Source organism: Janthinobacterium longum, from assembly GCF_051380735.1.
Lineage (GTDB): Bacteria > Pseudomonadota > Gammaproteobacteria > Burkholderiales > Burkholderiaceae_D > Janthinobacterium.
This window is the reverse complement of record NZ_JBNYXQ010000004.1, coordinates 304,045-329,850: the sequence shown is the minus strand read 5'-3', so window position 1 is coordinate 329,850 and position 25,806 is coordinate 304,045. Positions and strand designations below refer to the sequence as shown.

At 62.2% G+C, this 25,806-nt stretch carries 28 protein-coding genes; 14 read left to right on the top strand and 14 right to left on the bottom strand.

Annotated elements, in window-relative coordinates; genetic code table 11:
* Positions 1 to 10: 10 nt before the first annotated feature.
* A complete protein-coding gene (locus ACQ4WM_RS14275) occupies positions 11 to 445 on the top strand; it encodes a hypothetical protein (protein WP_436547330.1) in 435 nt (144 codons plus the stop codon).
* A gap of 164 nt (positions 446 to 609) precedes the next feature.
* Here the strand turns inward: ACQ4WM_RS14275 and ACQ4WM_RS14270 are convergent, their stop codons facing one another.
* From ACQ4WM_RS14270 to ACQ4WM_RS14240, 7 genes are all read right to left on the bottom strand, one after another.
* Positions 610 to 1,896: an MFS transporter gene (locus ACQ4WM_RS14270; RefSeq protein ID WP_436547329.1), complete on the bottom strand. Its 1,287-nt coding sequence runs from the start codon at positions 1,894 to 1,896 to the stop codon at positions 610 to 612.
* A 515-nt stretch (positions 1,897 to 2,411) separates the two neighbouring features.
* Entirely contained in the window at positions 2,412 to 2,735 is a 324-nt protein-coding gene (locus ACQ4WM_RS14265) for a thioredoxin family protein (RefSeq protein ID WP_436547328.1), read from the bottom strand.
* Between the two features lie 75 nt (positions 2,736 to 2,810).
* Positions 2,811 to 3,506, bottom strand: a complete 696-nt coding sequence (locus ACQ4WM_RS14260; protein WP_436547327.1) for a fumarylacetoacetate hydrolase family protein — start codon at positions 3,504 to 3,506, stop codon at positions 2,811 to 2,813.
* A 78-nt stretch (positions 3,507 to 3,584) separates the two neighbouring features.
* A complete protein-coding gene (locus tag ACQ4WM_RS14255) occupies positions 3,585 to 4,877 on the bottom strand; it encodes an MFS family transporter (protein WP_436547326.1) in 1,293 nt (430 codons plus the stop codon).
* Between the two features lie 132 nt (positions 4,878 to 5,009).
* On the bottom strand, positions 5,010 to 6,212 hold the full coding sequence (pcaF, locus tag ACQ4WM_RS14250) for a 3-oxoadipyl-CoA thiolase (RefSeq protein WP_436547325.1): 1,203 nt from the start codon (positions 6,210 to 6,212) through the stop codon (positions 5,010 to 5,012).
* Positions 6,213 to 6,244: 32 nt separating this feature from the next.
* The gene (locus tag ACQ4WM_RS14245; protein ID WP_436547324.1) at positions 6,245 to 6,886 is read right to left on the bottom strand and encodes a 3-oxoacid CoA-transferase subunit B; all 642 of its coding nucleotides are present in this window, start codon (positions 6,884 to 6,886) and stop codon (positions 6,245 to 6,247) included.
* Positions 6,887 to 6,896: 10 nt separating this feature from the next.
* Positions 6,897 to 7,595, bottom strand: coding sequence for a 3-oxoacid CoA-transferase subunit A (locus ACQ4WM_RS14240; RefSeq protein WP_436547323.1), 699 nt, complete (start codon positions 7,593 to 7,595; stop codon positions 6,897 to 6,899).
* A gap of 163 nt (positions 7,596 to 7,758) precedes the next feature.
* Here ACQ4WM_RS14240 and ACQ4WM_RS14235 point away from each other — a divergent pair, with 163 nt between their 5' ends.
* On the top strand, positions 7,759 to 8,568 hold the full coding sequence (locus ACQ4WM_RS14235) for an IclR family transcriptional regulator domain-containing protein (RefSeq protein ID WP_436547322.1): 810 nt from the start codon (positions 7,759 to 7,761) through the stop codon (positions 8,566 to 8,568).
* On the opposite strand, the gene ACQ4WM_RS14230 is transcribed toward ACQ4WM_RS14235, so the two are convergent.
* From ACQ4WM_RS14230 to ACQ4WM_RS14205, 6 genes are all read right to left on the bottom strand, one after another.
* The gene (locus tag ACQ4WM_RS14230) at positions 8,569 to 9,423 is read right to left on the bottom strand and encodes a ChaN family lipoprotein (RefSeq protein ID WP_436547321.1); all 855 of its coding nucleotides are present in this window, start codon (positions 9,421 to 9,423) and stop codon (positions 8,569 to 8,571) included.
* A gap of 43 nt (positions 9,424 to 9,466) precedes the next feature.
* The gene (locus ACQ4WM_RS14225) at positions 9,467 to 9,898 is read right to left on the bottom strand and encodes a DUF6691 family protein (protein ID WP_436547320.1); all 432 of its coding nucleotides are present in this window, start codon (positions 9,896 to 9,898) and stop codon (positions 9,467 to 9,469) included.
* Between the two features lie 3 nt (positions 9,899 to 9,901).
* The gene (locus ACQ4WM_RS14220) at positions 9,902 to 10,333 is read right to left on the bottom strand and encodes a YeeE/YedE family protein (RefSeq protein WP_436547319.1); all 432 of its coding nucleotides are present in this window, start codon (positions 10,331 to 10,333) and stop codon (positions 9,902 to 9,904) included.
* Positions 10,334 to 10,336: 3 nt separating this feature from the next.
* On the bottom strand, positions 10,337 to 10,666 hold the full coding sequence (locus ACQ4WM_RS14215; RefSeq protein ID WP_436547318.1) for an ArsR/SmtB family transcription factor: 330 nt from the start codon (positions 10,664 to 10,666) through the stop codon (positions 10,337 to 10,339).
* Between the two features lie 154 nt (positions 10,667 to 10,820).
* A complete protein-coding gene (locus tag ACQ4WM_RS14210; RefSeq protein WP_436547317.1) occupies positions 10,821 to 11,378 on the bottom strand; it encodes a DUF1697 domain-containing protein in 558 nt (185 codons plus the stop codon).
* On the bottom strand, positions 11,365 to 12,966 hold the full coding sequence (locus tag ACQ4WM_RS14205) for a sensor histidine kinase (protein WP_436547316.1): 1,602 nt from the start codon (positions 12,964 to 12,966) through the stop codon (positions 11,365 to 11,367). The genes ACQ4WM_RS14210 and ACQ4WM_RS14205 overlap by 14 nt, the downstream gene beginning before the upstream one ends.
* A gap of 264 nt (positions 12,967 to 13,230) precedes the next feature.
* Between ACQ4WM_RS14205 and ACQ4WM_RS14200 the strand changes: the two genes are divergently transcribed.
* Positions 13,231 to 13,515, top strand: coding sequence for a hypothetical protein (locus ACQ4WM_RS14200; protein WP_436547315.1), 285 nt, complete (start codon positions 13,231 to 13,233; stop codon positions 13,513 to 13,515).
* Positions 13,512 to 14,375, top strand: a complete 864-nt coding sequence (locus ACQ4WM_RS14195) for an HDOD domain-containing protein (RefSeq protein ID WP_436547314.1) — start codon at positions 13,512 to 13,514, stop codon at positions 14,373 to 14,375. The genes ACQ4WM_RS14200 and ACQ4WM_RS14195 overlap by 4 nt, the downstream gene beginning before the upstream one ends.
* A gap of 132 nt (positions 14,376 to 14,507) precedes the next feature.
* Here the strand turns inward: ACQ4WM_RS14195 and ACQ4WM_RS14190 are convergent, their stop codons facing one another.
* Positions 14,508 to 14,837 carry a hypothetical protein gene (locus tag ACQ4WM_RS14190; RefSeq protein ID WP_308924523.1) on the bottom strand — a complete coding sequence of 110 codons (330 nt, stop codon included), beginning with the start codon at positions 14,835 to 14,837 and terminating at the stop codon, positions 14,508 to 14,510.
* 494 nt (positions 14,838 to 15,331) lie between these two features.
* On the opposite strand from ACQ4WM_RS14190, the gene miaB reads away from it, so the two are divergent.
* The 10 genes from miaB to ACQ4WM_RS14140 all read left to right on the top strand — a co-directional run bounded on the left by miaB (position 15,332) and on the right by ACQ4WM_RS14140 (position 25,798).
* The gene (gene miaB, locus ACQ4WM_RS14185) at positions 15,332 to 16,699 is read left to right on the top strand and encodes a tRNA (N6-isopentenyl adenosine(37)-C2)-methylthiotransferase MiaB (RefSeq protein ID WP_436547313.1); all 1,368 of its coding nucleotides are present in this window, start codon (positions 15,332 to 15,334) and stop codon (positions 16,697 to 16,699) included.
* A complete protein-coding gene (locus ACQ4WM_RS14180) occupies positions 16,696 to 17,766 on the top strand; it encodes a PhoH family protein (protein WP_436547312.1) in 1,071 nt (356 codons plus the stop codon). Before miaB ends, ACQ4WM_RS14180 begins: the two co-directional genes overlap by 4 nt.
* Positions 17,750 to 18,226, top strand: a complete 477-nt coding sequence (ybeY, locus tag ACQ4WM_RS14175; RefSeq protein WP_436547311.1) for an rRNA maturation RNase YbeY — start codon at positions 17,750 to 17,752, stop codon at positions 18,224 to 18,226. The genes ACQ4WM_RS14180 and ybeY overlap by 17 nt, the downstream gene beginning before the upstream one ends.
* Positions 18,227 to 18,247: 21 nt before the next feature.
* Entirely contained in the window at positions 18,248 to 18,667 is a 420-nt protein-coding gene (locus ACQ4WM_RS14170; protein WP_436547310.1) for a DUF4259 domain-containing protein, read from the top strand.
* 107 nt (positions 18,668 to 18,774) lie between these two features.
* The gene (locus ACQ4WM_RS14165; RefSeq protein WP_436547309.1) at positions 18,775 to 19,653 is read left to right on the top strand and encodes a CorC family transporter; all 879 of its coding nucleotides are present in this window, start codon (positions 18,775 to 18,777) and stop codon (positions 19,651 to 19,653) included.
* A gap of 79 nt (positions 19,654 to 19,732) precedes the next feature.
* Complete coding sequence (gene lnt / locus ACQ4WM_RS14160) at positions 19,733 to 21,259, top strand: apolipoprotein N-acyltransferase (RefSeq protein ID WP_436547308.1); 1,527 nt, start codon at positions 19,733 to 19,735, stop codon at positions 21,257 to 21,259.
* Between the two features lie 141 nt (positions 21,260 to 21,400).
* On the top strand, positions 21,401 to 22,321 hold the full coding sequence (glyQ, locus tag ACQ4WM_RS14155) for a glycine--tRNA ligase subunit alpha (protein WP_436547307.1): 921 nt from the start codon (positions 21,401 to 21,403) through the stop codon (positions 22,319 to 22,321).
* A 27-nt stretch (positions 22,322 to 22,348) separates the two neighbouring features.
* Positions 22,349 to 24,451, top strand: coding sequence for a glycine--tRNA ligase subunit beta (glyS, locus tag ACQ4WM_RS14150; protein WP_436547306.1), 2,103 nt, complete (start codon positions 22,349 to 22,351; stop codon positions 24,449 to 24,451).
* Between the two features lie 14 nt (positions 24,452 to 24,465).
* Positions 24,466 to 25,044 (top strand): D-glycero-beta-D-manno-heptose 1,7-bisphosphate 7-phosphatase, encoded by a 579-nt coding sequence (gene gmhB / locus ACQ4WM_RS14145; protein WP_436547305.1) that lies wholly within the window; start codon positions 24,466 to 24,468, stop codon positions 25,042 to 25,044.
* 13 nt (positions 25,045 to 25,057) lie between these two features.
* Positions 25,058 to 25,798, top strand: coding sequence for a lysophospholipid acyltransferase family protein (locus ACQ4WM_RS14140; RefSeq protein WP_436547304.1), 741 nt, complete (start codon positions 25,058 to 25,060; stop codon positions 25,796 to 25,798).
* The last annotated feature ends 8 nt before the right edge of the window (positions 25,799 to 25,806 follow it).

The window sequence follows — 25,806 nt, the reverse complement described above, 5'->3', positions numbered from 1 at the left end:
AACAATTAATATGTCGACACACAGTTTGATCTCAAAAAAACGAATTTATTCGCTCAATCCTTTTGGATCAAGGCGTGATTTCCTTATTTGGCTGTGCATCGTACTCGCAGGCAGCGGGATCGTCGCATTTGCAACATCCTTTTTTGCTGCCGACCAGGGCTCGACCATGGGCGCACTCTTCGGCGGCGGCGCAGCGGTTGTTTTCATGCGTGTAATGATGATTCCAATTATCGGTATCGCAGAAGATGGAAATCTGCGTAGCCTTAATGACAAGATGGTATCACTCGGGTACAACCAAGACTATCTGGATAGTGATGGAAGAAGAATTGTTTCGCGCAATGTACCAAGCTGGGCACGTTGGGATGCGGAGAAAATCACCATCCAGAAATCGGATAACACAACACTGATTATCATTGGCCCGCTCGCAGTGATGCGCAAGCTCTGAAGAAAACCATCTCAAAACATCCCGATAGCCAGAAAATTACGCCTGTCCTCTGAGGAAAGCTTTTTGCGTGATGCGGATTTATGCGGTGCTGGCCACCAATGAAAAACCCGCCAGTTCATCCAATGAACTGGCGGGTTTTTTAACTGAGCAGGACTAATGCTGCATCACTCCCAGGCTTCCTTGCCCGCACGAGGTTTGCCCACTGCAAGCAACGCGGCCAGCGTCAGCAGCGCTGCCAGGGTCAGGTAGTAGCCCACGTACTGCAAGCCGTAGGTGGTGCCCAGCCAGGTGGCGATATACGGCGCCAGCGAGGCGCCCAGGATGCCGGCCAGGTTGAAGGTCAGCGAGGCGCCCGTGTAGCGCACTTCCGGCGGGAACAGTTCCGACAGCATGGTGCCCAGCGGGCCGTAGGTCATGCCCATCAGGCCCAGGCCGACGGCCATGAACACGGTTACTTCCCAGGTCACGCCGGAACCGAACATGGGCGCCAGCACCAGGCCAAAGACGGCGATGGCGACCGAGACCCAGATCAGGGTGGTGCGGCGGCCACGGCGGTCGGCCAGGATGGCCGAGAACGGGATTGTCAGCGCGAAGAACAGCACGGCAAACAATTGCACGATCAGGAATTCCTTGCGCGTGAAGCCCAGCTTGGTGGTGCCCCAGCTCAGTGCAAACACCGTCATCAGGTAGAACAGCACGAAAGTGGCCAGCGCCACGATGGTGCCCAGGAACAGCATGCGGCCGTGCTGGCGGAACACGGTGGCCACCGGCAGTTTCACGCGCTCGTTCTTGTCGAGCACTTTCTGGAAGTCCGGCGTTTCCGTGATTTTCAAACGCACGTACAGGCCGACGATCACCAGCAGCGCGCTGGCCAGGAAGGGAATGCGCCAGCCGTAGCTGAAGAACTGCTCTTCGGTAAGGGTTTCGCTCAGCAGCAGGAAAATGCCGCCCGACAGGAAAAAGCCGATCGGCGCACCCAGTTGCGGGAACATGCCGTACCAGGCGCGCTTGCCCGGTGGCGCATTTTCCGTGGCCAGCAGTACCGCACCGCCCCATTCACCGCCCAGGCCCAGGCCCTGGCCGAAACGGCACAGCGCCAGCAGCAGCGGCGCCACGGTGCCGATCGCGGCATAGGTCGGCAGCAAGCCGATAACGACGGTGGAAATACCCATCGTCAGCAGGGCCGCCACCAGGGTTGCCTTGCGGCCAATGCGGTCACCGTAGTGGCCGAACACGGCCGAGCCGATCGGACGCGCAAAGAAGGCGATGGCGAAGGTGGCCAGCGACTGCAGCACCGCGGCCGACGGGTCGCCGGCGGGGAAGAACAGTTTCGGGAACACCAGCACGGCGGCGGTGGCGTAGATATAGAAGTCGAAGAACTCGATGGTGGTGCCGATCAGGCTGGCAAACAGCACTGTGCGCGGTGAATTTTTCTTGGGGGTGGTGCTCATGTTACTGCGCTCCTTGGGGAGGGTGTCTAAAGGCCATTCTCTGGATGTTTGTTCAGGCAGCAGCACGGCGCGTTGTCTCGACGCGTCGCTGGCATATCATAGCCGCGCGCGGTCACGTTTGCTGCGTATTTGCTACTTATTTGCCACGCAATGTGCAAACAAAAACAACGGTCGTGCGCAATCCGGTGATCCGGGGCACGGCAGGAAGGGCGTCAGGGGATGAGGACGTGTGTCAGCGCCCGGCGATTGCCAGGCATTTCCGTACCAGACCTGCGCTGGGCATCGCGGCATCGGTCATTTGTGGTGAAGCCTTGCCTGCGGCCGCCCGCGGTGGGGCTGGCCGTGATGATCGCGCCAGCATCTTTCGAGGGATGCGCTTGATCTTGCTGTATGGTTTCATGATACGCGTAGTGGTGCACTGCGGCAAGAAAGTTGTTTGGGGTCAGACCCTCAAGGACGCGAACTCGGCGGCTTGCGCCAGCGCTCGCGCGGGTCTGCCCCCAGCTATCGCTTGCTTACACGTCAATCAGCGCCAACACCTGCCCGATCTCGCGGCTGTCGAGCGGGCGCACCAGGCGCGCCACTTCCTGGCCATCCTTCAAAAAAACCAGGGTCGGCCACAGCTTGACCTTGAACGAGCGGCCCAGCGCGCGGCCGCTGCCGTCTTCCACGCGCAAGTGCGGCACCTCGGGATGCTGTTCGAGGGCGGCTGCCAGCGGCGCATCGGTGGCGCGGCAGTGGCCGCACCAGCCGGTGCCGAACTCCAGCACGGCAGCGCCCGGCAAGGCGTCGATCTCGGCGCGCGTGGGCTGGGCCACGGCATAGGTTTTGTTTATCATCGCTGTCTCCTTGAACAAAGCCTGCACGATGACTATGCATCGGTCACTCTGGCGGCGCGGTGCGGCAGGCCGCTTTTACACCACCTTCAGGCGCAGTTCGCCCAGGCCCGTGATGGCGCCAACCAGCTCATCGCCGCGCTGCACGGCCGCCACGCCGGCCGGCGTGCCAGTGTAGATCAGGTCGCCCGGCTGCAAAGTAAAATACGTCGACAGGTCGGCGATGGTTTCGGCCACGTTCCAGATCAGTTTGTCGATGGTGCTGCTCTGGCGCACGCCACCATTGACGTGCAGGGTGATGGCGGCGCTGCCGATCTCGCCGGCCTGGGCGGCTGGGGTGATGGCACCGATCGGCGCCGAGTGTTCAAAGGCCTTGCCCGTATCCCACGGACGGCCCAGTTTTTTTGCCGCACCCTGCACATCTCGGCGCGTCATGTCCAGGCCGATCGCATAACCCCAGACATATTCCATTGCCTGCTCTACGGAAATGTCCTTGCCGCCCTTGCCAATCGCCACCACCAGTTCCATCTCGTGCTGGAAGTCTTCGGTTTGGGCCGGATACGGCAGTTCGCCGGTGGCGCCAGCGGCTACCGGCAGCACGGCGTCGGCCGGCTTCATGAAAAAGAACGGCGCCTCGCGGCCGGTGTGGCCCATTTCCTTGGCGTGATCGACATAGTTGCGGCCCACGCAATAGATGCGATGAACGGGAAACAGCGCGTCCTGGCCAACGACGGGAACGGCGGCCTGCACGGGTGCGGCGAAAACATACGACATGGTCCCTCCTGGAAGTGGGTAAAAAAATGGCAGCCCTCACGCTGCCATTTCCTGAATGCCTATTCTACGACGTTTGCCTTATTTCAGCAGGCCCGAACGGCCCGGGTCCGGCATGCGGATGGCGACGATAAACGAGATCAGGCACATGATGGTGACGTACCAGTAAAAATACTCTTCCACGTGCCATGCCTTGAACTGCAGCGCCACGTATTCGGCCGAACCGCCGAACATGGCGTTGGCGACCGCGTACGACAAGCCGACACCCAGCGCACGCACTTCGACCGGGAACATCTCGGCCTTGATCAGGCCGCTGATCGAGGTATAGAAGCTGATAATGGCCAGCGCGACGATGATCAGGCCAAACGCCGCGTACGGGCTGGAAATGTCTTTCAGGGCATGCATGATCGGCAGCACGCACAGGGTGGCCAGGCCGCCGAAGAACAGCATCGAGGTACGGCGGCCGATGCGGTCCGACAAGGCGCCGAACACCGGCTGCAGAATCATGTAGACCAGCAAGGCGCAGGTCATCACGGCGCTGGCCGTCTTGGTATCCATGCCGGCCGTGTTGACCAGGTATTTCTGCATATAGGTGGTAAAGGTGTAGAACACCAGCGAGCCGCCGGCCGTAAAGCCCAGCACGGTGATAAACGCGCGCTTGTGCTTGAGCAAGCCGCGCAGGCTGCCGGCGTCCTTGTCCTTGCGCTCGCTGGCGGTGGTGGTTTCGGTCAAGGACTTGCGCAGGTTCAGCGACACCAGTGCGGCCAGCGCACCGAACACGAACGGGATGCGCCAGCCCCATGCACGCAGTTCTTCCAGGGTCAACAATTGCTGCAGCACCACCAGCACCAACAGCGCCAGCAACTGGCCACCTATCAGGGTGACGTACTGGAACGAGGCGAAAAAGCCGCGCTTGCCGGACTCCGACACTTCGCTCATGTAGGTAGCGCTGGTGCCGTATTCGCCGCCGACCGACAGGCCCTGGAACAAGCGCGCCACCAGCAGCAGGAACGGCGCAAACGCGCCGATGGTGTCATAAGTGGGCATGACGGCGATCATCAGCGAGCCGCCGCACATCATCAGCACGGAAATCATCATCGACTGGCGGCGGCCGTATTTGTCGGCAATGCGGCCGAACAGCCAGCCGCCGACCGGACGCATCAGGAAACCGGCGGCAAAGATGCCGGCCGTTTGCAGCAGTTGCGTGGTCGGGTTACCGGAAGGGAAAAAGGCATGCGAAAAGTACAGCGCGCAGAACGAGTAAATGTAGAAATCGAACCATTCCACCAGGTTGCCGGAAGAGGCGCCGATAATCGCCTTGATGCGCTGCTGCGAGGTCAGCTGCGCAATGTCATTTGCTGTGTCATGTGTCATATGAGTCTTCTTATTCGTGTAAAAAAGCCAACGCCAACCCAGGTTTTGGGGGCAGGTTTTGCATCATACGCGCTGGAAACGCGCCGCGCGGCAGCCGGACATACGCATAAATACGTAGGCCGGGGCACGCCATCAGACGCGTTCCAGCACCAACGCGATACCCTGGCCGACGCCGATGCACATGGTGCACAGCGCGTAGCGGCCACCGGTGCGGTGCAACTGGTTGACAGCCGTCATGGCCAGCCGCGCGCCGGAAGCGCCCAGCGGATGGCCCAGCGCAATCGCGCCGCCGTTCGGATTGACGCGGGGGTCATCGTCGCGCACGCCGAGCTGGCGCAGCACGGCCAGGCCCTGGGCGGCAAACGCTTCGTTCAGTTCAATCACGTCGAAGTCGGCCATGCTCAAACCGGTCATCGCCAGCACTTTCACGGTGGCGGGCGCCGGACCGATGCCCATGATGCGCGGCGCCACGCCAGCCGTGGCCATCGCCACCACGCGCGCGCGCGGGGTCAAGCCATGGCGGGCGGCGTTCGCTTCGTCGGCCAGCAGCAGGGCCACGGCGCCGTCATTGACGCCGGAAGCATTGCCGGCCGTCACAGTGCCGTCAGCGCGCACCACGGGTTTCAGTTTGGCCAGGGTTTCCAGGGTGGTGGCGCGCGGGTGCTCGTCGCGGCTGACGATAATCGGGTCGCCCTTCTTTTGGGCGATGGTAACGGGGCAGATTTCACTGTCGAACACGCCGGCCTGCTGCGCGGCCAGCGCCTTGGTTTGACTCGCCAGCGCCATCAGGTCCTGATCAAGCCTGCTGATGCCAAATTCGGCGGCCACGTTTTCCGCCGTTTCCGGCATCGAATCGACACCGTATTGCGCCTTCATCAGGGGGTTGATGAAACGCCAGCCGATGGTGGTGTCTTCCATTTTCATGGCGCGCGAAAACGCGCTGTCGGCCTTGCCCATCACAAATGGCGCGCGGCTCATGCTTTCCACGCCGCCGGCGATCATCAGGCCCGCTTCGCCGCTCTTGATAAAGCGCGCGGCGCTGCCGACCGCATCGAGGCCCGAGCCGCACAAGCGGTTCAGGGTGGCGCCAGGCACCGTGATCGGCAAGCCGGCCAGCAAGGCCACCATGCGCGCGACGTTGCGATTGTCTTCGCCGGCCTGGTTGGCGCTGCCGTACAGCACGTCGGTGACGGCCTCCCAGTCGACGTTCGGGTTGCGCGCCATCAGGGCGCGGATCGGCACGGCGCCCAGGTCATCGGCACGCACGCCGGAAAGTGCTCCGCCGTAGCGGCCAAAGGCGGTGCGCTGGGTGTCACAAATAAAAGCTGCTGTCATGTTACTTTCCTCCAAGAAAGGGTAATGCAAAATCAGCGGGCGTCAGCCAGTGTGACCGGTGTCAAGGCCTGCAATTGTTCAAAGCTCAGGCCATCAACCAGGTCGATCACGGCCGCGCCCTGCGGCCCCAGATCGATCACGGCCAGATCGCTGTAGATGCGGCTGACGCAGCCGACACCGGTCAGCGGATAAGTGCAGGCTTGCACCAGCTTGCTGTCACCGGCCTTGGTCAGCAATTCCATCATGACCCAGGTTTTTTTTGCGCCGATGGCCAGATCCATGGCGCCGCCGACGGCCGGAATCGCATCCGGCGCACCCGTATGCCAGTTGGCCAGGTCACCGGTGGCGGACACCTGGAAAGCACCGAGCACGCAGATGTCGAGGTGGCCGCCGCGCATCATGGCAAAGCTGTCGGCATGGTGAAAATAGCTGCCGCCGGGCAGCAAGGTGACGGGCTGCTTGCCCGCATTGATCAGGTCGTAGTCTTCTGCGCCGGGTGCGGGCGCCGGGCCCATGCCGATCACGCCGTTTTCGCTGTGCAAAATAATCTCGGCGCCGGCTGGCAGATGGTTGGCAACCAGGGTCGGCAAGCCGATACCGAGGTTGACCACGGATCCTTCATGGATGTCGGCCGCCACGCGGGCCGCCATCTGGTCTCGATTCCATTTGTTCATGCTGGTCTCCTCAGGAAGCGTTGAAGCCGGCCGGGCCGGTGGCGGTGCGCGGCACTTGCACAATGCGCTGCACGAACAGGCCCGGCGTGATCACATGTTCGGGGTCGATAGCGCCCAGCTCAAACACTTCGTGCACGGAAGCGATGCTGACCCTGGCGGCCATGGCCATGATCGGGCCGAAATTGCGCGCCGTCTTGCGGTAGGTAAGGTTGCCCCAGCGGTCGCCCTGTTCGGCCTTGATCAGCGCGAAGTCGGCGTGGATCGGCGACTCGAACACATACATGCGGCCATCGATCTCGCGCGTTTCCTTGCCCTTGGCCAGCTCGGTGCCATAGCCGGTGGGCGTAAAAAAACCGCCGATACCAGCGCCAGCGGCGCGTATGCGCTCGGCCAGATTACCCTGTGGCACCAATTCGAGTTCCAGCTTGCCGGCGCGGTACAGGCCGTCGAACACATGGGAATCGACCTGGCGCGGAAACGAGCAGATGATCTTGCGCACTTGCCCGTTTTTCAGCAGCGCCGCCAGGCCTGTGTCGCCATTGCCCGCATTGTTGTTGACGATCACCAGGTCGCGTGCGCCCTGGGCGATCAGGCCGTCGATCAGCTCGGCCGGCTGGCCGGCCCCGCCGAAGCCGCCAATCATGACGGTGGCGCCATCGTGGATATCGGCCAGTGCCTCCGACACGCTGGTACGCAGTTTATCGATCATGCGGTGCCTCCTTGTTTTGATTCCTCAAACTTTGTTCGCTAAACGAACAAGTATTCGTATTTAGAACTTATTCGTGAGAATATGCCTGTTCACTGCGCTTGTCAATTTGCCGTTTGCACCAAAGCCATGGCTATAATTGCCACCTTGATCAACTGGAATGCCCATGAACCAGCACAGCCCTCCCCTTCCCGCCACAGAAGAAAGTCCGCGTCCCGGCGACAGTTATGTGCAATCGTTCGCGCGCGGACTGGCCGTGCTGCGCAGCTTTGGCTTTGATGCTCCACAGCAGACTCTCTCCGAAGTGGCGGAACGGGCGCAGCTGACGAGGGCCGGCGCGCGGCGCATCCTGCTGACCTTGCTGCAACTCGGTTATGTGGAAGCCGATGGCAGGCTGTTTCGATTGACGCCCAAGGTGCTCGACCTCGGCTACGCCTATCTGTCGTCGTTGCCGATCTGGACCCAGGCCCAGCCGCTGCTGGAAGAATTGATGCAGGTGCTGCGCCAGTCGTGCTCGGCCACCGTGCTCGACGGCGACGATATCGTCTACGTGGTGCGGCTGTCGGCGCACCGCACCATGTCGATCAACCTGGGCATCGGCAGCCGCCTGCCCGCCTACTGCACCTCGATGGGAAGAGTATTGCTGTCAAGCCTGGCGCCGGATGCGCTGCGCGCGCGGCTGTCGAAGATGGCCTTGCTGCAACTCACACCGGCAACGAAAGTCGATATCGAGGTATTGATGGACGAGATAGCCCAGGTGCGGCGCCAGGGCTGGTGCCTGGTACAGGAGGAACTGGAACAGGGATTGATCGCGCTGGCCGCGCCGGTGCTTGATCGCAGCGGCAAGATCGTCGCGGCGATCAATGTCAGCGGCCAGACGGCGGGGCCGTCGGTGGCGCATTTGATGGAACACAGCTTGCCGAAACTGCTGGAGACGGCAAGCCGGGTCAGTGCCTTGGTACGCGTGCAGCAATAGTTATTTTTTAAACTTGGCGCACGGATCGGGCCGCGGCTGTGCCGGCATGGTCTGTGTCAGGTCGAAGGCGCCCGGATAGCTGCTGCCCGGCTCCAGGTAGCCGATGGTGCGCACGTTCAGCTCCGGGTCGGCCAGTTTCAGCCAGCGCGGCACGCCGATGTCCTTGCGCACATGGCCATTGCCGGCGAACAGCACCACGCCGCGCGGCGCCTGGTCGCGGATCACCTTGGCCATCCAGATATCGCGCGCCACCTGGGCGTCGACCATGCCGCCTATCATCATGTCGGGCAGCATGCCACAATGGCCGTCCTGGATTTCCTTTTTTTGCGCGGCCAGTATGTCGGCCGGCACCGGTGCAGACAGGTAGGTGCTGATCATGGCCGGTGTCATCGACGATTTCACGCCGTCGCGCACGGTGCGCGAGGCGTCGACACGCGACAGGTTGGCGGCGATCAGCGGTAACTGGTAGCTGATGACGAGGTCAAGCACGGGGCGGTACAAGCTCCAGTCCCAGCGCGGCTGCTCCATCACGCGGATAATGCATTCGGGGTCGGCGCAGTCGCGCGCCGCGCGCGTCAGCAGGGGCTGGGTTTCGCGGTCGAACTGTTCCATAACAATTGCCGGGCGCCAGCCGGCGGCGACCCGGCGCTGCAGTTCCTCGAAGCGCAAACGGTGGCCTTGCGCATTGTCGTGCACTTCGCCCAGCAGCAGCACCTGCGGATTGGGCAGCTTGTCGGCCACCGGCACGGGCGCCGGTGGTGGCGACTTTTTCAGCAAGCCACCGCAGGCGGCCAGCGCCAGCACGCCGCACAGCACGGTGGTGCGCGTGGCTGCGCGGAAAATCACGGTCTTCATGGTCAGTAGTTCCTGGAATGGCGATGCGCCAGATTGTACCGTCTCAGGCGGTGGTGCGAGCAGCTTTGCGGCGTTCCAGTGCTTCGAAGATCAGCATGCCCACCAGCATGGCGGCGACAAACATCCATGCTTGCGGCACCAGCGCCAGCAGCGACACCAGCGCCGGCCCCGGACAAAAGCCGGCGATGCCCCAACCGGCACCAAAGGCCAGGCTGCCCAGCAGCAAGCGGCGGTCGATGGTTTGCGCGGCGGGCAGTTGCATGCTGTCGCCCAGCAGGGCCGTACGGCGACGCCGCGCCAGCCAGAAGGCGGGCGTGGCCACCAAAATGGCGCCAAGCATGACCAGCGCCAGCGAGGGGTCCCAGTTGCCGGCCAGGTCCAGGAAACCGAGCACTTTGGCAGGATTGCTCATGCCTGACATGAATAAGCCGATACCAAACACCAGGCCGCTCAACAGGGAAAATAACAGTCTCATGATTCAGCCCAGCGCATGGCGCAGCAGATACACGGTGACAAAACCGGCCGCCATGAAAGTGGCGGTGGCCGCCAGCGAGCGCGGCGACCCGCGCGACAGGCCGCACACGCCGTGGCCGCTGGTGCAGCCGGCGCCATAACGCACGCCCAGTTCGACCAACAGGCCCGCCAACGTCAAGGCCGGCGTGCCGGCGGCGATCTGCGCTTCTGGCAGTGCATGGAACAGCAGGTACAACAAAGGGCTGGCCAGTAAACCAGCCAAAAAGGCCAGGCGCCAGGCCACGTCACCGGTGCGCGGACGCAGCAGGCCGCCGACGATGCCGCTGATGCCGGCAATGCGGCCATTGAACAGAATCAGCATGGCGGCGGCCAGGCCGATCAGCATGCCGCCGGCCAGGGAAGTCCATGGCGTAAACGCGTGCCAGGCGATCTGCATGGATCAATCCGCCTCGTCGTTGAACACGGGCTGCGGCGGGCAAAATTGCGCGTACAACACCTGCAACACCGCCATCACGGGGGTGCTGGCGACACGGTAATAAATTTGCTTGCCGTCGCGGCGGGTAGCGACCAGCATCTCTTCGCGCAACACGCCGAGCTGCTGCGACAGGGTCGGCTGGCCGATGCCGGTCTTCTGCTCAAGGTCGCTGACGCAATGCTCGCCAAGCGACAACTGGCACAGCAGCATCAAGCGGTCGGCATTGCCCATCGCCTTCAGCAGCGAACTGGCCTTGCAGGCGGACGCGCGCATGGCGTCGAAATTCAATTGCATGGATGTATCAGGTGCTTGCAGCGTTTCCATTATGCCTCCCACAGGCTTCGGTCTTTCATCAACAATATACTAATCGATATATTGTTTTCGTGCTGCAGGCGCGCCCAAAAACAGGGTGGCGCTGACGATGGCACCAGCGGGAGTGCTGGAACAGTCAGGCTGCCGTTGCCGATCCGTTCAGCAAGCCATCGATTTTTTGCATGGTGGCCCAGTTGCGCGAGGTCACGCCGTCGCCCAGCAGCAAGCCGAGCGCGGCCACCACCTTGCTGGCCAGCACGCCATCGGGGCACCAGGCATACGCGGCCCAGCTGCCGACGGCCAGTGCTTCCGGTTGCCAGGGCTGGCCCAGCAGCGGCGCCAGGCGCGCGGTGTCGGCCGGCCTGTTCAGTACCAGCGCCAGCAGCCGCGCAGGGTCATAGCCTGGCGCCAGCGTGTTTTGCGCCATCAGTTCGGCAAACTGGCTGGCCGACAATACCGTCACCCGCGCGGCCACGCCCAGTTTCAGCACCAGCGCTTCCTCGATGCGGGTGGCCGAGGTGGCCGGCGGCACGCTGCCGGCCTGAAACACGGCATTGCCGCTGTTGAGGACGGTACGCACGTCGCCGTAGCCCAGGTCGGCCAGCAGCTTGCGCAGGTCGGCCATCGCCACGCGCTTGGCGCGGCCGACGTTTATGCCGCGCAGCAATGCTACCTGCCGATTATTCTCTTCCATTGCCATACCCCTCTCCTTTGCTGTGCGCCAACGGCGTCACGCGGGGCATGCGTACCAAAAAGGTAGCACCCTGGCCCAGCGTGCTGCTGACCGTGATGGTGCCGCCAAATTGCTTGGCAATCAAGTTGAACACGATATTCAAACCGAGGCCGGTGCCGCCCTGGCCGCGCCGGGTAGTAACAAACGGGTCGAACACGCGGTCGAGCATGTCGGGAGCGATGCCGCGGCCATTGTCACGCACCTGCAGGGCGATCCATTGCGCCCTGGCGTCCGGTTGCCCCTCTTCGCAGCGCACGCCGATATGGATGGTGCCGGCCGTGTCGGGGTCGAACGCGTGTTCGACGCAGTTGAGAACCAGGTTGGTCAGCACCTGCGCCAGCGCGCCGGGGTAGCTGTCGAACTCGATGCCGGACGGGCAGTCGATAATGACTTCGCTGCGGGTCTTTTTCAAGGTCGGCTGCAGGCTGTCCATCACTTCGACGATATACGCGCGCAACTCGAACGCGCGCCTCGCTTCGCTGACCTGGTCGACGGCGATCTGCTTGAAGCTGTGGATCAGGTGCGCGGCGCGGTAGGCGTTGTTCATGATCAGGCGCGAACTTTCGCCAGCCGTTTCCAGGTAGCGCACGATATCAGTCTTCCTGATATTGCCGGCAGCGACCGCAGCGCTGATGTTATCGGTCGCATCCTTCAGCACCGAGGCACTGGTCAGCGCGATGCCGACCGGCGTATTGATTTCATGCGCCACGCCGGCCACCAGGCTGCCCAGCGAGGCCAGCCGTTCGGACTGCAGCAAGGATTCCTGGGTGCGGCGCAAATCGAGCATGGCCTGCGCCGTCTCCTGCTGCGAGCGGCGCGCCGCGTCTTCCGCCTGGCGCGTGCGCTCGATGATCGATTGCAGCTTGCGCTGCACCGCATTGAAGCCACGGATCACGTCGCCCAGTTCGTCGCGCCGGCTTTCCGGCAATTCCTCGACCTCGTCGCTGCCGCGCGTTGCGAGGTCAAACAGGCCATCGCGCAACTGGCGCAGCGGTCCGAAGATGATGCGCAGGCTCAGGCCCAGCGCTGCCACCAGGATCACGTCGAGCAGCAGCACTTCGAGCACCTTGCGCAACACCTCGCTGCGCAGCGCCGCATCGATCTGCTCGCGACTGAAATTGACCACCACCTTGCCGACGATTACCGGCGTGCCGCCACTGGCGGCGGCCACCGCGTCGCGAAACACCAGCGGCGCCTCGATTGCCGTGCCACCCAGCGCGCCGTCGCTGACCAGGGGCGCCAGCGCACCGCTAGCGTCGCGCATTGCGCCGGCAAACAGCCCCACCGAAGCGTCATAGACGCGGATGCCGACCAGTTCTGGCGGCAACATTTCGGCCGCGACAATGCTGTCGACCTTGGTCTTGTCGAGGTCCCACAGGGCCGATGGCAAGCTGGTCTGCAAGCGCGTCAGCACGCCGCTGCGCAAGCGGGTACTGCCGGCTTCAAGTTCCTTGCTGAGAGTATATTGGGTATAGCTGCCGGAAATGCCAAGCACCAGGGTCACGATCACGATGAAAAGCAAGGTCAGCCGGACTTGGATACGTACCATCGAACAACACTCCCAGGGCCAGGTCTGGCGGCCCGCGACGCGGGCATGGAGACGTCAGATACCGTGAAATGTACGGTATGGTTTGCGGATTGGCAAGAATAAGCAGGATTTACAGCAAGCGCGCCCAAGCGTGGCATGAATGCGGCATCACCCTGGCCGCAAACGGTTAATTGCGCAACGGCAATGGTAATATTGTGCATCACAGGAGGAATCATCATGGCGGTCGCGCATCAATATTTACCCTTGGACCAGGTCCGTGCGGGCATGACCTTGTCCGATGTGCTACTCGATGCACACGGGCAAGTCTTGCTGCCGCAAGGCGCGGTCCTGACGGAGAACATGCTGTCACTGATGCCGCGCCACGGCATCGACATGCTGCCGATCACCGCACCCGGCATGTCGCCGGAAGAGCAGGCACGGCAGCAGGAAGCCCATCGCGCGCGGCTGGACTATCTGTTCCGCAAGTATGACCCCGACCTTCCCGACGATGCGGCCACCAGCATTCTGCACAGCTATGTCAGCAGCTACCGCCTGGGAGCACAGGCATGAACCCCGGCCAGGCCCGGCTGACGGCCGACGATATCGTGGCCCACCTCGACGACCTGCCGTCGCTGCCGGTCGTGGTGATGGAGTTGCTCAACAGCATAGACCAGGAAGACATCGATATTTCCGTGCTGGCGAAAAAAGTGTCGTACGACCAGGCACTGACAGCCAAGACACTGCGCCTGGCGAACTCGTCGCAGTACGGCCTGCAGGTCAAGGCAACCACCATCCAGCAGGCGATCACCTACCTGGGCTTCCAGACCACGCGCAGCCTGATCATGTCGGCGGCGATTACCGGCTGTTTTCCGGAAGGGCGCTGCGCGGGTTTTGACGACAAGGAGTTCTGGCGCCACTCGGTGGCCACGGCCGCCTGCGCCAAGGTACTGGCGCGGCAAATCCGCTTCAACCAGGATTACGCGTTTACGGCGGGGCTGTTGCACAATATCGGCCGCCTGGTACTGGTATCGAGTTTTCCGGAACACTATGCGCAAGTGATCGCCTGGCGCGCCGAACACGATTGCACCATGCTCGAGGCCGAGCGCACGGTATTGGGCGTGGACCATGTACAGGCGGGCGTGGCGCTGGCCGAGCGCTGGAATTTTTCCGACACCATGCGCCTGGCAATCGGCAACTACCCGACGCCGGAAGCGCCGGGTGCCGGTTTCCTGGCCGCGCTGATCCATGTTGCCAATGCCATCGTCTGCGCGCTGGACCTGGCACAGGCGGGCGACGACATGGTGCCGCACGTGTCGCTGGTGGCGTGGAACGCGCTGGACCTGTCGGAAGAAACGTATTTGCAACTATTCCGCGAAATCGAGCTGCGCTATGACGAAATCACGGCAGCCTTGCTGAGTCAGGCGGGCTGATCAATACCAGCGACGCAAACGCAAACGGCTCGCGCCGCAAGGCGAAAGCCGTTATCCGTACTGCAGCTACCCACGCTGCCAGTTTGCCGCCTGCAGCGATGCAGGCGGCAAGCTCAGCGCCAGGGGCCCATCTCAGTGATGCGCGTAATTCGATTCTTTCGCATCACCGCGCTCTTCCGCTTTTGGACGGCCCTGGGCGTCCGACAGGCGGTACTTGGTGCGGCGGTCGCCCATCAGGTCGCGCAGGTCGCGGATGCTCATGCCCGTCACTTCGTGCATGCGGATCAGCAGCGAGGCGCCGACCGGCAAGCGGTGGTGGCGGATCTTGCTGATGACCGGTGGCGCGACCTCCAGCAGGCGCGACAAGGCTGCATCGTTTTTCAGCTGCATCTTGCTGAGCAAAATATCGAGCAGGTGGTTGGGGTTGTAGCTTTCTTGAGATGCCAGTGCATGATGTGCCATGATTTTTCCTCGTCTGGTGAATGTTGAAAATAATGCCGATCTGAACTTAAGGCTGGCTTAGAGTGCTTCAAAAGAACGCGCCCTAACCTTTCCCTCCCCTCAATCTCCTACACTCGATTATTCGAATGACTTGCATATACGGCAATATACTAGTTCAAACCGCCAGCAATCGCGCGCAGCGCAACCTTCGCGATTGTTAAATATCAATCAAGCGGCTGGTTGCCTTTGCAACGATGCCATTTCAACACATTAGGATGCGAACCGGCCGCACACTAGGCTTTGCAGCAACTTGTTACAAATCAATGGTGATGCACGGCAATGGTTGCCTTTGCACCTGATGGCAGCACGCCGCCAGGGGCAAGCGCGCCATGGCCCGGCGCCGCGATATACGTTAAACTACCGCCTTACCGCATGCTGGGCTCCGCATGGCCCGGCCTTCGCCCGCTTTGCGCAGCATCCATCCCGCACCCATTACCGCTAAAGCGCCCGACCCCATGCAGAAAAAAGTATTCATTAAAACCTTCGGCTGCCAGATGAACGAGTACGACTCGGACAAAATGGCCGACGTACTGGGCGCCTCCGATGGCCTGGTGCGTACCGACACGCCGGAAGACGCCGACGTGATCCTGCTCAATACCTGCTCGGTGCGCGAAAAGGCGCAGGAAAAAGTGTTTTCCGACCTGGGCCGGCTGCGCGAACTGAAGCTGGCCAACCCCAAGCTGCTGATCGGCGTGGGCGGCTGCGTCGCCTCGCAGGAAGGCGACGCCATCGTCAAGCGCGCGCCGTATGTCGACCTGGTGTTCGGCCCGCAAACCCTGCACCGCCTGCCGCAGATGATGGAACTGCGCCGCTCCAGTGGCGCCGCGCAGGTCGATATCAGCTTTCCGGAAATTGAAAAATTCGACCATCTGCCGCCGGCCAAGGTCGACGGCGCCTCGGCGTTTGTCTCGATCATGGAAGGCTGCAGCAAATACTGCAGCTACTGCGTGGTACCGTACACGCGCGGCGAGGAAGTATCGCGCCGCTTCGAAGACGTGCTGACGGAAGTGGCGGGCCTGGCCGCGCAGGGCGTCAAGGAAATCACCCTGCTGGGCCAGAATGTCAACGCTTACCGCGGCGTGATGGAAGGCGGCGAGATTGCCGACTTCGCGCTGCTGCTCGAATACGTGGCCGACATTCCCGGCATCGAGCGCATGCGCTTTGTCACCAGCCACCCGAAGGAATTCACGCAGCGCCTGATCGAAGCCTACGCAAAAATCCCGCAGCTGGTCGATCACCTGTACCTGCCGGCCCAGCACGGCTCCGACAAGATCCTCGGCGCCATGAAGCGCGGCTACACGGGCCTGGAATACAAGTCCATCATCCGCCGCATCCGCGCCGTGCGCCCGAACATGGCGATTTCGTCGGACTTCATCGTCGGCTTTCCCGGCGAGACGCAAGCTGACTTTGACGCCATGATGAAACTGATCGCCGATGTCGGCTTCGACAACAGCTACAGCTTTATCTTCAGCAAGCGCCCCGGCACGCCAGCGGCCAGCCTGGAAGACGACACGCCGCATGAAGTCAAGCTGGCGCGCCTGCAGCAGCTGCAGGCGGCCATCGACGCCAACACGCGCAAGTACAGCCTGGCCATGGTCGGCACGGTGCAGACCATCCTGGTCGAAGGACGCTCGAAAAAAGACACTGATGCGAGCGAACTGCAAGGCCGCACCGAGAACAACCGCGTAGTCAATTTCGACGCCGGCCCCGATGGTCTGCATCTGATCGGCCAACTGGTCGAGGTGCGCATCACCGAGAGCCATTCCTACACCCTGCGCGGCGAACTTGTCGCCGGCGCCACCGCATTGAAAAGAGCCAGTTGAAAACCAAAGCCCCGATCCAGCCGCACTACTTCATTCCCGAGCCACTCGACAATACGCGCCTAGCGCATTTGTGCGGGCCGCTCGATGAAAACCTGCGCCAGATTTCCGCCGCCCTCGACGTGACGATCTTCCGCCGCGGCGAAAAATTCATCGTCGGCGGCAGCAACGCCGGGCGCGCCGTGGAAATCCTGGAACAGTTCTACGCCATCGCCAACAAGGTCGTGCCGCTGGAAGAAGTGCAGCTGGCCCTGGTGGAACAGCGCGCCGGCCTGTCGGCCGCGTCCGAACACCACGCGCACCAGGGCGACGCGCCCGCCGCCACTTTTGTCGAACCCGATATCGCCAGCCCGGTGCTGAAAACGCGGCGCAGCGACCTGCGCGGCCGTACCCCGCACCAGATCGCCTACCTGCGCAGCATCCTCGAACACGACATCAGCTTTGGCGTCGGCCCGGCCGGCACCGGCAAGACCTACCTGGCCGTCGCCTGCGCGGTCGACGCGCTCGAACGCGACGCCGTCAAGCGCATCATTCTGACGCGCCCGGCCGTCGAAGCGGGCGAACGCCTGGGTTTCCTGCCGGGCGACCTGGCGCAAAAGGTCGATCCTTACCTGCGCCCGCTGTACGACGCCCTGTACGACTTGCTGGGCTTTGACCGCACGCAAAAGCTGTTCGAAAAACAGGTGATCGAGATCGCGCCGCTGGCCTATATGCGCGGACGCACGCTGAACCACGCCTTCGTGATACTCGACGAGGCGCAGAACACCACAGTCGAACAGATGAAGATGTTTTTGACCCGCATCGGCTTTGGCAGCAAGGCCGTGGTGACGGGCGACGTGACCCAGGTCGACTTGCAGAAGAGCCAGAAAAGCGGCCTGATCGACGCCGTGCAAGTCTTGCGCGACGTACGCGGCATCGGCTTCACGCAATTTAACAGTACCGACGTGGTACGCCACCCGCTGGTGGCGCGCATCGTCGACGCCTATGAAACGGCGCAGGCAGCCGATACTGACGCCGCCATCGTCCCCCTATTGAAACCAGCAGCGGCCAAAAATGTCCGAAAAAAATAAACTGTCCCTGTCCGTGCAATACCCGGACACCCGCCTGGCCACCGTGATCACGCGGCCGAAAATCCGCCGCTGGGTGCAGGCGGCCCTGCTGGCACCGGCCGAACTGACGATACGCTTTGTCGATGCGCAAGAAGGCCGTACCCTGAACCGCGACTACCGCGAAAAAGACTACGCCACCAATGTGCTGACGTTTGCCTACAACGAAGGCGACGAATTTTCCAACAGCGTTGCCGACGACGAGCCGACCCGCGCAGACATCATCCTGTGCACCGACGTGCTGGAAAAAGAAGCGCAAGAGCAGCACAAAAGCGTGGAAGAACACACCGCCCACCTGATCGTGCACGGCGTGCTGCATGCCCAGGGCTACGATCACATGGATGACGAAGAAGCGACCGAAATGGAAGCTCTGGAAACGGACATTCTGGGCAAGCTGGGTATCGCCGATCCATACAAGGCATAACAAGAAATAAAGGAACGCACTATGGCCACCTGGGCACTGGACGCCTTCGGCAACGACTACGCCATGGACTGGGCGCAGGACCTGCAGGAATACAAGACGCTGGAACTGCTCGAGACCACGCTCGACAATGTTATCGACAGCACCGAAGAAGAACTCGAAGCGCCCTACGCCGCCGAAGCGCTGGCCGCGCTGGAGGTGATCGCACGCTTGCTGGGCAAGCCGGGCGAAAAAGATCCGTCCACCGAAGAAGTCGATGAGTGGGTCAGCTCCTGCAAGAAGAGGATCACGCCACAACTGCTGGACAAGGCGCGCCTGGCCTTCGAGCGGATTGTGTCGGAATCGTCGGAGCTGCGCCAGCTGTGGCAGGAAAGCGAACATTTCGAAGACTGGCAGGCCGACGTGGCGGCCTTGCGCCTGCGCGTGCTGGGTTCAGCCAGCTGAAACGTCGGCAATAAGCGTAGTAAATTCACATCAAAAGCGCGGAATATCGGTAGTTGCCCGCTTTTGGTGTATCCTATACCCCTGCACAACAACGGCTCACGCCTCCTATGCCCGAGCATCCTAGTGGCGTCAGAACTGACGTCAAGCCCCACCGGTCACTGTTTGAACGCCTGACCGCACTTATTTCCCCCGAGCCAGAGAACCGTGCAGAATTGCTCGAAGTTCTACACGATGCGCACGAACGCAAGCTGATCGACGCCGACGCCTTGTCGATGATCGAAGGCGTGTTCCAGGTGTCGGATCTCTGCGCGCGCGACATCATGATTCCCCGCTCGCAAATGGATGTCATCGACATCAGCAAGCCGATCGAGGAATGGATGCCGGAAGTCCTGTCGACCGCCCACTCGCGCTTTCCCGCGATCGAGGGCGAACGCGACAAAGTCATCGGCATCCTGCTGGCGAAAGACCTGCTGCGCTACTACGCGGAAGAGTCCTTCGACGTGCGCGAGATGCTGCGTCCCGCCATTTTCATCCCAGAATCGAAACGCCTGAATGTGCTGCTGCGCGACTTCCGCGCCAACCACAATCACATGGCCATCGTGGTCGATGAATACAGCGGTGTGGCCGGCCTGATCACCATCGAAGACGTGCTCGAACAGATCGTCGGCGATATCGAGGACGAATACGACTTCGACGAAGCAGAAGACAATATTTTTTCGCTCAAGGAAGGCCAGTTCGGCCCACGCTGGCGCGTCAAGGCGCTGACCGAGATCGCCCAGTTCAACCACCAACTCGGCTGCCGCCTGCCATCTGAGGATGTCGATACCATCGGCGGCCTGGTCTCCAAGCATTTGGGCCGCATGGCGCACAAGGGCGATATCTTCGACCTGGGCGACTTGCGCTTCGAAGTACTGCGCGCCGACGCACGCCAGGTGCATGTGCTGCTGGTCGAGCGCCTGCCCGACGTGCCCGAACTGGAACTCTGACATGCGCGTGCTGTAAATGCGTTTCAGACGCGTTGATCCCAACGCCCCTCCCAAGCCGCCCCGCAGCACGCTCTCGCGCATGGTGATTGCCGCCATCGCCGGTGCGGCGGCGGTGCTGGCCTTCGCCCCTTTCGGCTACTGGCCGCTGCAAATCATCAGCCTGGCCGTGCTGTTCTACCAGGTGCTGCGCGCCGCCGACATCAAAAGCAGCGCGCGCATCGGCTGGGCTTACAGCTTCGGCTGGTGCTGCGCCGGCACCCACTGGCTGTATATCTCGATGCACCGCTATGGCGACATGGCAGCGCCGGTCGCCGCCATCGCGGTAGCGCTGCTGGCGCTGCTGATGGGCATCTACGTGGCGCTGGCGATGGGCGCGGCTGCCTGGCTGCGCCGGCGCTGGGTCTTGTCGCTGCCCACCATGACCTTATTGGTCTTGCCTTCCTTGTGGAGCCTGTTCGAATGGACGCGCGGCTGGCTGTTTACGGGCTTCCCGTGGCTGGCCACCGGCTATGCCCACAATGCCAGCCCCTTGGGCGGCTTCGCACCGGTCATCGGTTCGTATGGATTGGGCTGGCTGGCGGCGCTGTCGGCCGGCGCCCTGCTGCTGCTGACGCATCCGCTGCCACGCACGCGCTGGATCGCACTTGGCGGCGTGCTGGCCCTGTATGGCGCCGGCATCGGCCTGCGGCATGTCGACTGGACGCATGCGGTAGGCCGCCCGATCACGGTGCGCCTGTTACAGGGCAATGTGCCGCAGCAGCAAAAATTCGACCCAGCTTTCGTGCTGGGCGCCCTGCAGATGTACCGGCAGGCGATCACCAGTGCGCCGGCCGACCTGATCGCCACGCCGGAAACGGCCGTCACGGTGCTGCCGCAGCAGCTGCCGAATGGCTACCTGGAAGGCCTGGGTGCGTACGCGCAGCAGACCGGCAGCACGCTGCTGGTCGGCATGCCGGTGCTCGACGAAGAACGCCGCTTTTATAACGCCGCCGTCGGCATCACGCCCAATGCAACGCCGGGACCGTATTATCAATACCGCAAACATCATCTGGTGCCGTTCGGCGAATTCGTGCCCCCTGGCCTGCATTGGTTTGTCGCCATGATGGCCATTCCCCTGGGCGACATGGGCCGCGGCGCGCGCGTGCAGCCGCCCTTGCAGGTGCGCGACCAGTTGGTGCTGCCGAATATCTGCTACGAAGACCTGTTTGGCGAAGAGATCGCCGGCCAGCTTGCCAATGCCCACCGCCATGGCAAGCAATCGGCCTCGGTCTTGCTGAACATCTCGAACCTGGCCTGGTTTGGCGACTCGATCGCGATAGACCAGCATTTGCAGATCTCGCAGATGCGCAGCCTGGAAACAGGCCGGCCGATGTTGCGTGCGACCAATACCGGCGCCACGGCCGTGATCGACGGCAAGGGCAAGGTGCTGCAACTGCTGCCACCGGCGCAGCAAGGCACGCTGGCAGCCACGGTGCAGGGCATGGGCGGCATGACGCCGTATATCGTGTACGGCAACAAACTGCTGCTGGCCCTGAACGCGCTGGCCTTGCTCGCCGCCTTCCTGCCGGGCTACCGCGCCCGCAAGGCTGGCGCAAAGGCGAATTGACACAAGAGTCACAGTAGCGTCATAAAACCCGCTAAAATTAGCAAAACCCTGGCCCTGATGCCTGCCTGCCTTGCAGCGCAGCCATCCGGGCTTCAAGCAAACCTTAACAAAGCGCAGCCTGTCGCGCGGCGAACTCATACGATGCTCACATTTCAACAAATTATCCTGACCTTGCAAACCTATTGGGACAAGCAGGGTTGCGCCCTGCTCCAACCCTACGACATGGAAGTCGGCGCTGGTACTTTTCACACCGGCACCTTCCTGCGCGCGATCGGTCCGGAACCCTGGCGCGCCGCGTATGTGCAGCCGTCGCGCCGCCCGAAAGATGGCCGCTATGGCGAAAACCCGAACCGCATGCAGCACTACTACCAGTACCAGGTGGTGCTGAAACCTGCGCCGGAAAACATTCTCGACCTGTATCTGGGTTCGCTGGCGGCACTGGGCCTGGACCTGAAACAGAATGACGTGCGTTTCGTCGAAGACGACTGGGAAAGCCCGACCCTGGGCGCCTGGGGCCTGGGCTGGGAAGTCTGGCTGAACGGTATGGAAGTGACGCAGTTCACTTACTTCCAGCAAGTGGGCGGCCTCGATTGCAAGCCGGTGCTGGGCGAAATTACCTACGGCATCGAACGCCTGGCGATGTATTTGCAGGGCGTGGAAAACGTCTACGACCTGGTCTGGACCGAGTGGGAAGAGAATGGCACCACCAAGAAGCTGATCTATGGCGACGTATTCCATCAAAACGAAGTGGAACAGTCGACCTACAACTTCGAGCACGCCAATACCGAGCTGCTGTTCGAACAGTTCGGCAACTACGAGGCAGAAGCCAAGCGCCTGATCGAACTGCAACTGACCTTGCCGGCCTACGAAAAAATCATGAAGGCCTCGCACAGCTTCAATATGCTCGATGCGCGCGGCGCCATCTCGGTGACCGAACGCGCCGCCTATATCGGCCGCGTGCGCACCTTGTCGCGCCTGGTCGCCCAGGCCTATTACGATTCGCGCGAACGCCTCGGCTTCCCGATGTTGCCAGCACAAGAACAAGCCGCCCCAGCTGCCTAATTTGACGCCGTACCAGACAAGAACACCATGAACCAAACACTGCTTATCGAACTGCTGACCGAAGAACTGCCGCCGAAAGCGCTGGCCAAGCTGGGCGCCGCTTTTGCCGCCGGCATCGTCAACGGCCTCAAATCGCGCGACTTCCTGGAAGACGACAGCGTCGCCACCAGCTACGCCTCGCCACGCCGCCTGGCCGTCTCCATTACCAATGTACGCGAAGTGTCGCCAGACAAATCGATCCGCGAAAAAGTGCTGCCCGTCTCGGTGGCGCTCGATGCGAACGGCAACGGTACCGCGCCGCTGGCCAAGAAACTGGCCGCGCTGGGCTTTCCCGACCTGACGGTGGCGGACCTGGAACGCGCCGCCGACGGCAAGGCCGAGAGCTTTTTCTACACGCATACGGCTCCGGGCAGCCTGCTGGCCACTGGCGCGCAAGCGGCCTTGACCGAATCGTGCGCCAAGCTGCCGATTCCAAAACTGATGAGCTACCAGCGCCCCGACGGCAGCACCGTGCAATTCGTGCGCCCGGCGCATAGCCTGATCGCCCTGCACGGCATCAATGTACTGCCATTGACCCTGCTGGGCCTGAGCGCCGGGCGCGAAACGCTGGGTCACCGCTTCCTGACGAATGGCGAGGCTATCACCATCAAGCACGCGGAAAACTATGCCGCCAGCCTGATCCTCGACGCCAGCGTAATCGCCAGCGTGGAAGAGCGCAAGGCCACCATCCGCGCCCAGTTGCTGGAAAAAGCCGGTGCCGACCAGGTGCTGATGCCCGAGTCGCTGCTCGATGAAGTCACTGCCCTGGTCGAATGGCCGGTGGTCTACGAGTGCCACTTCGAGGAAGAATTCCTGGCCGTGCCGCAGGAGTGCCTGATTCTCACCATGCAAACGAACCAGAAATACTTTGCGCTGACCGACAGCGAAGGCAAGCTGCGCTCGCGCTTTCTGATCGTCTCGAACATCGCCACCGACACGCCGCAACACATTATCGGCGGCAACGAGCGCGTGGTGCGCCCACGCCTGTCGGATGCCAAGTTCTTCTTCGAGCAGGACAAAAAGAAAACCCTGGAGTCGCGTTTGCCACTGCTGGCCAATGTGGTGTATCACAACAAGCTGGGCACGCAGGCTGCGCGCACAGAGCGCGTCACGGCAATCGCTGGCGCAATCGCTGCCAAGCTCGGTGGCGACGTGGAACTGGCAAAACGTGGCGCCCTGCTGGCCAAGGCCGATCTGCTGACCGACATGGTGGGCGAATTCCCCGAGCTGCAAGGCATCATGGGCACGTATTACGCGCGCCATGACGGCGAGCCGGAAGAAGTGGCGCTGGCCGCCTCGGAACACTACCAGCCGCGCTTTGCCGGGGACGCGCTGCCGTCGACCGCCACCGGCACCGCCGTGGCGCTGGCCGACAAGCTTGAAACCCTGGTCGGCATCTGGTCAATTGGCCTGGCGCCAACCGGCGACAAGGACCCGTTCGCGCTGCGCCGCCATGCGCTGGGCGTACTGCGCATGCTGCTGGAAAAACGTTTGCCGCTGTCGATCCAGGGCCTGCTGGGCGACGCTGCCGCGCAATTTGCGGCCATCCCCGGCTTCAAGGACCCGGTGGCGGATGTCACTGTCTTCATACTGGAACGCCTGCGCGGCATCCTGCGCGAGCGCGGTTTTTCGCCCAACGAGATCGAAGCGGTGGTGGCGCAAAATCCGGATCGCCTTGACGATATCGTGCAGCGCCTGGAAGCGGTGCAGGCGTTCGCCGCGCTGCCGGAAAGCGCCTCGCTGGCCAGCGCCAACAAGCGCATCACGAATATCCTGAAAAAGAACGAAGAAGCGCTCAAGCTGGTTGCCGACAGTGGCGTCAGCGTGGCGCTGCTGCAGGACGAAGCCGAGAAAAAACTGGCCGCCGCCGTCTCGCGCGTGCAGCCGGAAGTCGATGCGGCGTTTGCCAGGGGCGACTTCACGGGCACCCTGCAAACGCTGGCGCAGCTGCGTGACGATGTCGACGGCTTTTTCAACGACGTGATGGTGATGGCCGAGGATGTCGCCCTGCGCAACAATCGCCTGGCCCTGCTGTCCTCCTTGCATGGCATGATGAACCGCGTGGCCGACATTTCCAAGCTGGCGGCATAATGGGCGCGCCGGCGATGAAACTGATCATCCTCGACCGTGATGGTGTCATCAATCATGACTCGCCGGACTTTATCAAGTCGCCGGCCGAATGGCTGCCGATACCCGGTTCGCTCGAAGCGATCGCCCGCCTGAACCAGGCCGGTTACCGCGTGGTGATCGCCTCGAACCAGTCCGGTATCGCGCGCGAGTACTTCGACATGTCGGTGCTGAACGCAATACACCAGAAGATGCACACGCTGGCGCAGCAGGTCGGCGCCGATATCGACGCCATCTTCTTTTGCCCGCATGCGGGCGCCGACAATTGCGACTGCCGCAAGCCCAAGCCGGGCATGTTCCATGAAATCTCGCAGCGCTACAACACCAGCCTGAAAGGCGTGCCGACCGTCGGCGACTCGCTGCGCGACCTGCAGGCCGGCTTTATCAGCGGCTGCGCGCCCTACCTGGTCCTGACCGGCAAGGGCACAAGCACCAATGAAACCGGCGGACTGCCACCCGGCACCCAGGTTTTTGCCGACCTGGCGGCCGTAGTCAGCCACCTGCTCAAGGCGCCGGCTGGCGCCGCGCCATCGCCCACCGTGGCATTCAGTATTTAATCCGGAGAACCGCTTGCGTACTATTTCCCTGTTCCTCAGGTCACTGCTGTTCATGGTCATCATGATCGTGGCCACCATCGTCTGGGCCTGCGCGTGCTTTTTTGCCGCGCCATTCAGTTATAACAAGCGCTACTGGTTCACGTCGCGCTGGAACGTGTTCATCATCTGGTGCGCCAAAGTCATTTGCGGCATCCGTTATGAGGTCAAGGGCGCCGAGAACTTCCCCGACGCGCCGGCCATCGTGCTGTCGAAACACCAGTCGGCCTGGGAAACCATCTTCCTGCTGCCCAGCCTGCCTCGCCCGCTGGTGTATGTATTCAAGAAAGAGATCCTGTACATTCCGTTTTTCGGCTGGGCCATGGCGCTGCTGCGCATGATCCCGATCGACCGCAAGCAGGGCAAGCACGCCTTCAAAAGCGTGGTCGCGCATGGCAAACGCCGCCTCGCAGATGGTCAATGGATTATCATGTTCCCCGAAGGCACCCGCATCCCGGTCGGCCAGACAGGCAAGTACAAGAGCGGTGGCACGCGTCTGGCGATTGCCACCGGAGCAGTGGTGGTGCCGATCGCCCATAACTCGGGCGAGTGCTGGCCCAAGCAGTCATTTCTCAAGCGGCCGGGAGTGATCACGGTCTCGATAGGCAAACCGATTTCGCCGGAAGGGCAAACCCCGGACAGCATGATGCAACAGGTGGAAAATTGGATAGAATCAGAAATGCGCGTCATTTCGCCTCACGCCTACAACGCTGGCTAGACGGCATC